Annotated in this window: 7 protein-coding genes; 6 read left to right on the forward strand and 1 reads right to left on the reverse strand. The window is 64.5% G+C overall.

Annotated features, from left to right (window positions below):
* From BBH68_RS41260 to BBH68_RS14110, 6 genes are all read left to right on the forward strand, one after another.
* The coding region (locus BBH68_RS41260; RefSeq protein WP_107500867.1) for an IS1634 family transposase at nucleotides 1-1,488 on the forward strand (1,488 nt) is incomplete at its 5' end.
* 306 nt (nucleotides 1,489-1,794) lie between these two features.
* Nucleotides 1,795-2,142, forward strand: a complete 348-nt coding sequence (locus BBH68_RS43085) for a hypothetical protein (RefSeq protein WP_245738052.1) — start codon at nucleotides 1,795-1,797, stop codon at nucleotides 2,140-2,142.
* 216 nt (nucleotides 2,143-2,358) lie between these two features.
* The gene (locus BBH68_RS14095; RefSeq protein WP_065962294.1) at nucleotides 2,359-2,778 is read left to right on the forward strand and encodes a hypothetical protein; all 420 of its coding nucleotides are present in this window, start codon (nucleotides 2,359-2,361) and stop codon (nucleotides 2,776-2,778) included.
* Complete coding sequence (locus tag BBH68_RS39300) at nucleotides 2,775-5,264, forward strand: ATP-binding protein (protein WP_076970898.1); 2,490 nt, start codon at nucleotides 2,775-2,777, stop codon at nucleotides 5,262-5,264. Before BBH68_RS14095 ends, BBH68_RS39300 begins: the two co-directional genes overlap by 4 nt.
* A 525-nt stretch (nucleotides 5,265-5,789) precedes the next feature.
* Nucleotides 5,790-6,191 (forward strand): DUF6247 family protein, encoded by a 402-nt coding sequence (locus BBH68_RS14105; RefSeq protein WP_065962298.1) that lies wholly within the window; start codon nucleotides 5,790-5,792, stop codon nucleotides 6,189-6,191.
* Nucleotides 6,188-6,478, forward strand: a complete 291-nt coding sequence (locus BBH68_RS14110) for a hypothetical protein (protein WP_065962299.1) — start codon at nucleotides 6,188-6,190, stop codon at nucleotides 6,476-6,478. The genes BBH68_RS14105 and BBH68_RS14110 overlap by 4 nt, the downstream gene beginning before the upstream one ends.
* A 350-nt stretch (nucleotides 6,479-6,828) precedes the next feature.
* Here BBH68_RS14110 and BBH68_RS14115 read toward each other — a convergent pair.
* On the reverse strand, nucleotides 6,829-7,221 hold a 393-nt coding region (locus tag BBH68_RS14115), incomplete at its 5' end, for a transposase (RefSeq protein WP_174589023.1).

Below are 7,221 nucleotides of genomic sequence, written 5' to 3' on the forward strand. Positions count from 1 at the left end.
ACCCACGGGCAGGTGATCGAGGCGCTGGTGGCCAACCGGCTGACCTCGCCCGCACCGCTGGTGCGGGTCGGCGACTGGGCCCGCACCTGGGCGGTGGAGGAGGTCTTCGGCCTTGAGCCGGACCTGCTCAACGACGACCGTCTGGCCCGGGCCCTGGACGCGATCGCACCGAAGCTGGAGCAGATCGCGGGCACTATCGGCGCGCAGGCGATCGCCGAGTTCGGGATCGACGTGTCGAGGCTGCACTGGGACATGACCAGCATGTCTGTCCATGGCGCCTACCCGAGCGAGGACCAGGACGAGCAGTACCCGGTCATCAGCTACGGGCATCCCAAGGACCGGCGGGTGGATTTGAAGCAGGTCCAGACCGGGCTCGCGGTGTCCGCCGACGGCGGCATCCCCGTCCACGCCCGCGTCTTCGGCGGCGGCGTCGCCGAGGTCAGCCAGGTCGTCGGGGCGATGAAGGACCTGCGGGGCATGGCCGGTGAGCGGAAATTCTTGATGGTCGCCGATTCCAAGCTGGTGTCCTACACGAACGTCACCGCACTGCTCGCGGCCGGGGTGGACTTCATCGCGCCGGTCCCGGCCGCGCAGGTCAAAGACGAGGTCTATGCCGCCTTGGACCTCACGCAGGCACATCTGGTCGACTGGGTGCCCGAGAGGGACGAGGGCAAGCCGGCCGGTGAGCGGGAGGTCTACCGGGTACTGGAGGACGTCCACACCCTGGCCGGGCCCCGCAAACGGGATCTGGTGCACCGGCTGCGCCGGATCCTGGTCCATTCCACCGCCGTCGCGGCGGGCCAGCGCAGAGCCCGCGAGAAGCGTCTGGCCCGGGCCAGGGAAGAGATGGACAAGCTCGCCGGCGCGGCAGGCGGCCAGCACTACAAGACCCGGGAGAAGGTCGCGGCCCGGGCCGGCGTCATCGCAGCCAAGCGCCGCGTCACCGCCTGCCTGCGCTGGACCATCACCACCGACGAGCACGACACCCCCGCCCTGGCCTGGTACTTCGACCAGAACGTCCTGAACGCGGAGGCCGCCGTTGACGGCTGGTACGCGATGCTGACCAGCATCCCCGCCGACCAGGCCGACCCGGCCCAGGTCCTGATCCACTACAAAGGCCAGGGCGCGGTCGAGCGCCGCTACCACGACTTCAAAGGCCCCCTCGCGGTCGCACCGGTCTTCGTGCAGCACAACCGGCGCGTCGCCGCCCTGGTCCAGGTCATCTGCCTGGCCCTGCTCGTCTTCTGCCTCATCGAACGGCAGGTCAGACGCGCACTCGGCCCCGAGCAGACCATGACCGGCCTCTACCCGGACAACCGCCGGGTCCGCCCCACCGGCCGCATGATCTTCTACCACCTCGGCGAACTCACCCTGCGGATCGGCAACGTCACCGACCCGCCGTCCGTCCAGATCACCCGCGGCGTCCAACTCCACCTCCTCGACCTCCTCGACACCGACATCACACAGACCCGCTGGCCACAGACCTAAACCGGTGACCCGCGAAGTCCGGGGCTAGTTGATGACACGAAGGCGCCGCAGTGAGCTCGATGGGGATGTCCAGGACATCACGGTGCTGGCGTGGCCCGTAGGCCCGTCTCATTCAGCCCCGTTCGCGGCCGTTCAGGCGAGGCCCGGAGCCATCACCGCGCGGACAGCAGCCGTCCATGAACGCAGGTGAACGGCCCTGTACACGGCCCCATGAGGTACCAACTGACTTGGAAAGCGTGTGGACCAGCCCCTGTACGGCCCAGACATCGACCCGTCGGGGTCCCATCGACGGACTACGTTGTCGTCGTGGACGAGGAACCAATCACCATCAAGCTCAGTCGCGATCAAGCATTCGTACTGTCGGACTGGCTGTACAAGGTCATGTTCAAGTCCGACGAACTCAGCGCCATCGTCAAGGACCCAGCCGTGTGGTCTCCGATCCACGCCATCTCGGGCACTCTCGACAAGGCGCTGGTGGAAATCTTCATGCCCGACTACGAGGCCCGTCTCTCCGCAGCCAAGCGACGCCTCCTCGACTCCATGGGAAGCGAGGACGACGAGCTCAGGGAGGTCAACGACCCGGACCCTGCTTCTGCGTGGTCCTCTTCACACTTCGCGTCGGTCCCATGCCCTGTGGGCTTGGCTGCCCGCTGATCCCACACGGTCAAGGTCCGCTGCGCAAGGTTGTCGCCGTATGGGCCCTCCCTAGGGCGAACCTCTACCCCGCCCTTGCCCCGAACTGGCACCCGTTCCGGGAGCAATCGCGAATCCTCAAGGTCACGGTCCTTCGCGTGTCACTCCGGCCCAGGGTTTCGTACACGAGCCCCCACTCTTAGAGTTACCTCCACGAAGGTGTACCGGAGGGATGGAATGGACCCGATCGTCTTAGCAGCAGGGGGCGCGCTGGTCAGCGCGATGGCCACGGACGGGTGGCAACATGCCCGTGCTGCCGTGGTGGCATGGTTCCGCCGGCACAACCCGGAGCAAGCAGACAACATCTACGCCGACCTGGAAGTATTGCGTGGCCAGGTAGCGGCCGCTCGGGCCGAGGCAGACCAAACCACCGAACAGACGCTGGTGCGCGCCTGGCGCGCGCGATTGCAACAGCTCCTCGATGGCGACCCTGAGCTGGCGGTCGAGCTGCGGCGGCTGCTGGAAGAGCACATCAACCCGGGCCCGTCTCTGGAAGAGCAAGCTCAGGTCCGTTCCGTCGTCATGCGGGCAGAAGCCCATGATAACTCGCGGGTCTACATGGCTGGGCGCGACCAGTACATCACCGAGGGCTCGTGAACACCCCGGGGCACGACAGCGGCCGCGCCCCGGCCCATATCGAGGTACATGCCCACGACCAGTCTCGGGTATACCTGGCCAATCGCGACTTACACCAGACGATCGGCTCAGTACCGGCACCGGTAACCACGCTGCGAACACTGCCGCGGAAGCTCGCCTACTTCACCGGCCGAGGCAGTGAACTGCACCGGCTTCTGCAAGCCGTCGGCCCACACCCCGGCCAGACAGTAGCAATCCATACCATCAGCGGAATGCCCGGCGTTGGAAAAACTGCGCTCGCCACGCACGTCGCCCATCTGCTGTCCAACCGCTACCCCGACGGACAGCTATTCGTACGGTTAAATGCCCATACCCCTGGCCAGCGTCAAGCTGACCCCGCCGATATCCTAGCCACACTCCTGACAAGCAGCGGTATTGCCCCGCGGCATCTCCCCGACGGAATCGATGCACGCGCCGCACTATGGCGCAACCACCTGGCCACCCGGCGCATTTTGCTTGTGCTGGACGATGCGGCCGACTCCGCCCAGGTCGAGCCCCTGTTGCCTGCCAACGAGGAGTGTCTAGTCCTAGTCACCAGCCGCAAACGTCTACTCGGCCTAGACGGCGCTGTTCCTCTATCGTTGGAATGTTTGCAACCCGACCAAGCAGCGTTATTATTCGGTCGCCTGGCCAATCGCAATCCCACCTCTTTGGAAGGCAAGGCGATAGCTAGCACGGTCCGACTGTGTGGCTACCTACCCTTGGCAATCACGCTGCTCGCTGCCCAGCTCGCCCATCACCCTCTTTGGGATATCAACACGTTTGCAGACAACTTCGCCACTGCCCAGGATCGGCTTGGTGAACTTGAGGCTGGCGACCGAGCCGTGACTGCCGCGTTCCGTCTGTCCTACAAGGCGCTGGACCCACATCAGAAGAATCTCTTCCGATGCCTTGGCCTACACCCTGGTCCTGAAATTGACGCTTATGCCACCGCCGCCCTCGCAGATATTTCAGTTAATCTGGCCCGCCGTCGCCTGAACGCCCTCTACAAAGATCATCTCGTCGATGAATCCACCGCTGGCCGCTACCGCCTCCATGACCTTCTTCGCACCTACGCCCGCGACCTTGCCGCGCAAGTCCCGGCTAGGGACCGTGCACTCGCCACCGATCGTTTGCTGGCTTACTACCAACACACTGCCAAGGCTGCTGACCTCTACATCGCCGACACCGCCCGCCCAGGCACGCCTACCCCAACCCCAGCCTGCCCCACAGTGCCCCGCCTGACTACCCGGGAAGATGCTCTGCTCTGGATGCGCACAGAACGCCCAAACCTGCTTGCCTGCGTCGAGTACGCCACCACACGCGCGCAGCCCTCTCGGGTGATCCGTCTCGTCGCCGCCATGGCCGCCTTCCTCCGCCGCGAAGGACCCTGGCCGCAAGCCATCGCTCTCCATGAGACGGCTATTCACACATCAAACGAGAGCGGTGCACGCCTTAGCAAGGCTAACGCCATGTGGGATTTAGGGCGCGTGCAGTACTTGGTCGGGGCATACGATGCGGCAGCCAAACTACTAGAAGAGTCACATAGTCAATACAGCGTACTCTGCAGTCGCCTCGGTGAAGCCAACGCCCTATGGGATCTCGGACTCCTGCATCGCCTAACCGGGAGATACGACCTGGCGATCAAGCTACTAGAAAAAGCACGGATCCAATATCACTTCATTGGCGACCAGATCGCCGAGGCAAATGCCCTGCGTGACCTCGGTCGCGCCCAATGCATGGTCGGGAAATATGAGCCAGCCATCGCTCTTATGGAGAAGGCACTAACCTTATACCAGACTGGTGGCGATCGGTTCGGCGAAGCCAACACGCTACGGGCTCTAGGCCGCGCACTGTGTTCAATCGGGGACCATGATAGGGCGATCAGCCTACTCGAGAAGGCGCGAGCCATTTACAAAGATCTCGATAACCCATTTGGCGAGGCCAATGCTCTAAGGGGAATGGGGTTGGCGCAGCGCGAGGCGAAAAATTATGAGACAGCAATCGACCTGGCGGAGCAGGCGCGAAGCCTGTACAAATCTCTCAGTAATCAGCTTGGTGAAACAAATACGCTTCATGATCTCGGCCGGGCACAATACTTGGTCGGAGATGTCGACAGGGCAATGACCCTAATGAAACAAGCATTGGACCTGTACGAAATCCTGGGAAACCAATTAGGTAAAGCGGAAGTTCTAAACGGGTTGGGGAAAATCCTGTCTGACTCCTCCCAGCCTGAGAAGGGTATCGCTCTACACCGGGAAGCCCTCCAACTCGCACGCAAACTCACCCACCCCTTAGAGGAAGCACGCGCGCTTGAAGGCGCAGCTCGCTGCGCGGCACGCACTGGATCGAGACAGACGGCTCTCGTCGATCTTCAAAGTGCAGTGGAAATCTACAAGCGAATCGGTGCAGCCGAAGCATCAGCCGCCGTGGCATTCCACAAGGCCCTACAGATCGATACCTCGTGACATACGACAAGCGTGCCCGATACGTGCCCGATCGGGCGGTGAACCACGGTCAACCAGGGTCTTCTACGAGCTCAGCTACGCCTGGAGGAGCCGCTCATTTCTGCAGGTCAAAGTAGGTCCCGGGCTTGCGAGGACCGGTGATTCCCAAGCTCAGAGCGCGGGTTCGATTCCCGTCACCCGCTCCACGACGAAGGCCCAGGTCAGCGACCCGGGCCTTGTTTGTTGTCTAGACCTCTCTATGCCTCCCGTGCCCGTTGCGTGCCAGATTAGGCGCCGGGCATGCCGAACGGTCTCGTCGAGTTGGACGGGCCGACGACCGGTGGCGTCCCGCCACCGCGCCACATCGACGGAACGGCACTACATCTACGACCTGGTTGACCAGACCGCGTGTCGACGTCAAGGTCGCGGCGGTCATCAGCCCGCCGAGTGAACCGAAGCAGACCAGCGCATCTCCATGCGTACGAGCAAGCCGGACACGTACCGTAGAGCGCACAGCGGACCTGCCGATCCTTACTGGAGACCGCGATGACCACGCAGCCCGAACATCCGATGCACGACATCGCCGACAGTGATCCGGAAGCCCACCGCATCGCCCAGCCGGCGAGCACACCTGAGGAGCTGCGCGCTGCTCTTGCGCTGATCGCCCCGGACGCACTGCCGACATTTGATGCCGAGCGCGCCGCGGCACTCCGGCAGTCCCGAGAGCAGGTGAGCGCGGCACCCATGCGTCGCTTCGTCGGGCAGTGGGCCGTCTACGTCGCCGTCGAGCGCCACCCGGACCGCGCCGCCCGCCTACGGGCGCTGGAAGCCCGTGCGGCCGAGACCGACGATCTCCACGAGGCTCGCGAACTTGCGGCGGAGATCGGCCGCATTCTCGACGAAGCATGCGCTGAAGCCGGCATCGACCAGGAGCAGGGAGCAGCGTGAGCGACCGGGACCCATGGCGTTGGGAGTATGACCCGGACGCCGAGCACGTCGTGTCGGGCCTGCCCCCGCAGGTGGTCGCCGAGGTTGAACGCCTTGCGGGAGAGATGGTTGCGCTGGCCGAGGTCGGCGTTGACGTCACGGATCTCGGCCAAGGACCGCGAAAGGGCGTGCCGGGCGGAGTGCGGCGCATCCCCCTGCTCGTCGACGGCTGGTTCTACGCGCTGCCCCTCCCCCGTCTGCGCCTCATCGCGATCACACGAGTGATCCCCCCATTCTCCGATCTTTAGCGGGTGAACAGATCTGCTGGGGGACTGGAAACACCGGCGCGGTCGGCAGTGCGCGGGTCCCGCACCAGATGCGCACCAGATACAGCGGTGAACAGCGGTCAATGACGGGTACTGCGGCGGGCACGCCAGCCCGCTGTCATCAGTCGTTTACGCAGGTCAGCTGTGTGATCAGCGCCGATCGCCCTGTGATTCCCAAGCTCAGAGCGCGGGTTCGATTCCCGTCACCCGCTCCACGACGAAGGCCCAGGTCAGCGACCCGGGCCTTGTTTGTTGTCTAGATCTCTCTAGAAGGCTCATGAAGATCTTGAAGAGGGGGCCATCCGGCCGGAGGCCGGGTGGCCCCCTCTTGGCTATGGGGTGGCTGGGGTGAGGTGCCAGGTGCCGCTGGTTCGGGTGAGTCCGAGGTTGATCAGCCGGCGGAGGTTGAGGGCGGCGGCGCGGTGGTGGAGCCAGATGTTGTTGGCGATGACGCCGCGGTAGCGGACTCGACGGTTTCCCTTGGCGACCAGCCAGGCGATGGCGCGTTCGACCGGGGGCCGCCATCTGCGGTATTCGTCCTGCCAGGCGGGGTCGGTGGCCGCCTGGTGGCGGGCCGCGGACAGCAGTTCGCGCTGGGGGTGGACGTTGAGGGTGCGCCCGGTCTTGGACCTGGTGCAGCGCCCGCGCAGGGGACAGTTGGTGCACAGGTGCTTGAACTGAGCGGTGCGGGCACCGTCGGCTTTGACCTGTCCGAGGTTGGCGGT

Source organism: Streptomyces sparsogenes, from assembly GCF_001704635.1.
Classification (GTDB): Bacteria; Actinomycetota; Actinomycetes; order Streptomycetales; family Streptomycetaceae; genus Streptomyces; species Streptomyces sparsogenes.